The following is a 3,074-nucleotide window of genomic DNA, read 5'->3' on the forward strand; positions in this document are numbered from 1 at the left end:
TGCGCCCGCTGGCGGCCCGCCGCGGCCCGGACGACAAGCGCCCCGACCGGGTCTGGGACGGCGAACAGGCCGCGGCCCTGGCCACCACCGGTCAGGCCCGCACCTTCGACCTGCCGCGGCGCCGGGCCGAGCGCCCCACCGAGCGGGTCGATGCCCGGGCGCTCGAACTGGTCGAGAAGTGGCTGGCCGCCCGCCGGTCGGCGCCGACGGCGCCCGTGCCGGCGCCCGCCGGCGGGGTGCGCCTGATGGTGGGCGACCTGGCGCCCATGTGGTCCGGCGTGGCCGACCACGTCGCCCGCAGCTGGGAACGGGGCGACCTGTCCCAGTGGGTCCTGCTCGTGGCCGACGCCGTGCCCGACGGGGCGGCCGAGCTGGTGGTGTCCGGCCACGTGGCGGGCATGTCGATCTGGCCGGGGGCGGCCGCGGCCGCCGCGCCGGCCCCGGTGCTGTGGCTGGAACCCGAAGACCTCGTCGACGCGGAACTGCGCCGCCGGCTCGAGGCGCGGCCGCCGGCGTTCGTCATTGCCGACGACCTGGCCGACTGGCTGCCGGGCCCGGACCGCGAAGCCCAGGAGACGGCCCAGGCCCTGCGGGCGATCCTCGACCTGAAGGCCCCGAGCGTCGTGCTGCGGGCGCGCGAGCTGACGCCGAGCTGGGCCGGATTCCTGGCGCACGCGTGCGGCGTCGCGCCGGAGACCGATCCCGTCGCCGCGGGGCACGCGGTGGCCGCCGAGCCCGACCCCTGGTCCGATCCGCGCCCCGGACTCGACGGGGGCCACGCCGATCGGCCCGCCGCCCTGGCGCACCGCCTGCAGGTGCTCATGGCGCGGCTGCGACCGGTCCTCGCCGCACGCTACGGCAAGTCGGGCGCCGGGGAGGCGACCCCGCCGGGCGCGCCGAGCCACGATCTGGTGCCGCTGGACTGGCTGGGGCGTCTGGCCGGCCTGACGCCGGGGCAGGTGGAGGAGGGCGTCCTGCTGCTGCGTTGGGCGGCGCGCCTCAACGGCGACGCGCTCTCCGCCGCCGCGGGCGACCGTCCCGGCGGCGCCGGCCACACGCTGCTGGTGGCGCGCCGCTTCGCGGAGCTCGAGCCGGTGCTGGGGCGGCTGGCCGAGAACATCGCCCTCGTGCTGCCCCTCTGGCTGGAGGGCGGCGCGGTGCCGGGGCTGCTGAACCGGGTCGACCTGGAGCAGCCGCCGGTGCGCCTCGCCCCCGACGATCTCGCCCGGGTCGACGCCTTCCTCGCCGCCGTGGCCGACACGCCCGGCCTGGGCACGGGGCTGGTCTACCACTGCCCGGGCGGGCTGCTGAACAGCGCCGTGCGGCTGGTCGGCTGGGATGGCGCCTCGGCGGCGGTGCTGCCCGCGGTGCTCGACGCCCTGGACGTCTTCCGCGGCCGCATCCGCGATGTGCTCGCCGCGGCCCTCGAAACGGGCGAAGGCTTCCGGGTCGAAACGGGACTCGCCGAGCTGCGCGACGACGAGCGCGCCTTCCTCGGCCTCGGCGTCGTGCTGGGCTTCTGGCGCTGGCTGGGGCCGCCGGCCGCCGGGGCGCTGCACCTGGTCGATCTGCTCACCGTGGCCGAGAGCCCGACGGTGCGCGAGTCGTCCCTGGGATGGGATCTCTACCGGGCCCAGATGGCCCCGCGCCTGCCCGACGCACCGCCCCTGTCGCCCCCGCAGCGGACGACGCGCGACGCCGCCGACGCGCGGCCGCGGCTCGGCCCGCTGCGTCGCCTGCTCAGCGGGGCGCAAGGCGAGCCCGACGATCTGGAGACCGCCATCTCGCGCGTCCACGACGTGACCGGTCGTCCCGGCGATCCGGCTTTCGTCATGCTCAAGGGCATGCTCGGCACCGGTCGGCACGAGGCCCTCGTGCGCGGCCTGCTGCGCACGCGGCGGCATGCGGAAGACCCGGGCGACGTCATCGTCCACTGCCCCGACGTGGCCGTGGCGGCCCAGGTCACGCGGGAGTTCCTGGCGGCAGGCTGGCCCGGGCCCCTCGACGTGCGGATCCCCGCGGCCGAGGCGGCGACCGCCCCGCCGCCGGCCCTGCCGAGCCTGGCCGAGCCGCGCACCACCGTCGTCGTCATGTGCGAGGTGCAGCGCTTCGCCCCGGAGACACGCTACCGCATCGCCCAGGCCGGACGCGGCCGGCTCATGGTGATGACCGCCGACGAGGTGGCGAGCACCGAACCCTGGGAGCACCTCTTCCTGACCACGCCGCGGGCCAACGACATCGTCACGCTCACGCGGCAGCGGCACCAGGCCAGGGCCCTCTGGACCGAGGTGCGGGCCTATGCGCCGGAGAACCTGCAGGCCGAGCCCGCCACCCGACGGCCCGGCCGGGGCCACCTCGAGTCGGGCTACGCCGCGAACCTCGTCCAGAGCCTGGCGCGGGTGGTGGCGGCCCACGAGGCCGGCGCCCTGCCCGATCGCCTGCGCATCACCACGCCCCTGGACAACGACCTCGACTACATCGCCACCCAGTTGCGCGACCGGGGTTGGCTGGCGGTGCCCGAGGCGCGTCTCGACGCGCTGCTGCTGCCGGGCCCCCGCGAAGTCCTCGCCGCCCTGACCGACGTGCTCATGTCCGCCGGCGACCTGGCGCTGCGCCTGGGCCGCGTGGGGGAGAACCGGCCCGCTGCGGACTCCCCGCCGGCGCCGGACCCGGCGGAAGCCGCCGGCGAGGTTCCGGCGGCGACGCACCCGACCGACCCGGCCGGCCGGGAGCCGCTGCTGCCGGCGCTGCTCGGTCCCGAAGCCCGTCCGGAGGCGGCCGCCTGGCTCGCCGACGGGCGCCACGATCCGGCCGACACCCTGGCGCGCTTCGTGGGGCGCTTCGTCGGGGCGCCTTGGGCCAACACCTTCCTGCGGCACCGCGAGGCCCGGCAGCGGGTCGAGCGGATGCTGGCCGAGTGGGGCAACGAGTCCCTCGCCGACCTGGCCGCGCTGCCCCTGTGGGAAGCCTGGTGGCAGGTGGTCAACGGCGATCTCGGCCGCGACGCGGGCCGGGCCCGGCGGCCGCTGGTGCTGCTGGCGCCCACGGCCCGGCCGGCCGGCGCCCGGGTGCCG

General features: G+C 77.7%; 1 protein-coding gene. It reads left to right on the forward strand.

Annotated elements, in window-relative coordinates:
* On the forward strand, window positions 1-3,074 hold a 3,074-nt coding region (locus KDM41_17695; GenBank protein MCB1185255.1), incomplete at both ends, for a hypothetical protein.

The organism is bacterium, assembly GCA_020440705.1.
Lineage (GTDB): Bacteria > Krumholzibacteriota > Krumholzibacteriia > LZORAL124-64-63 > LZORAL124-64-63 > JAGRNP01.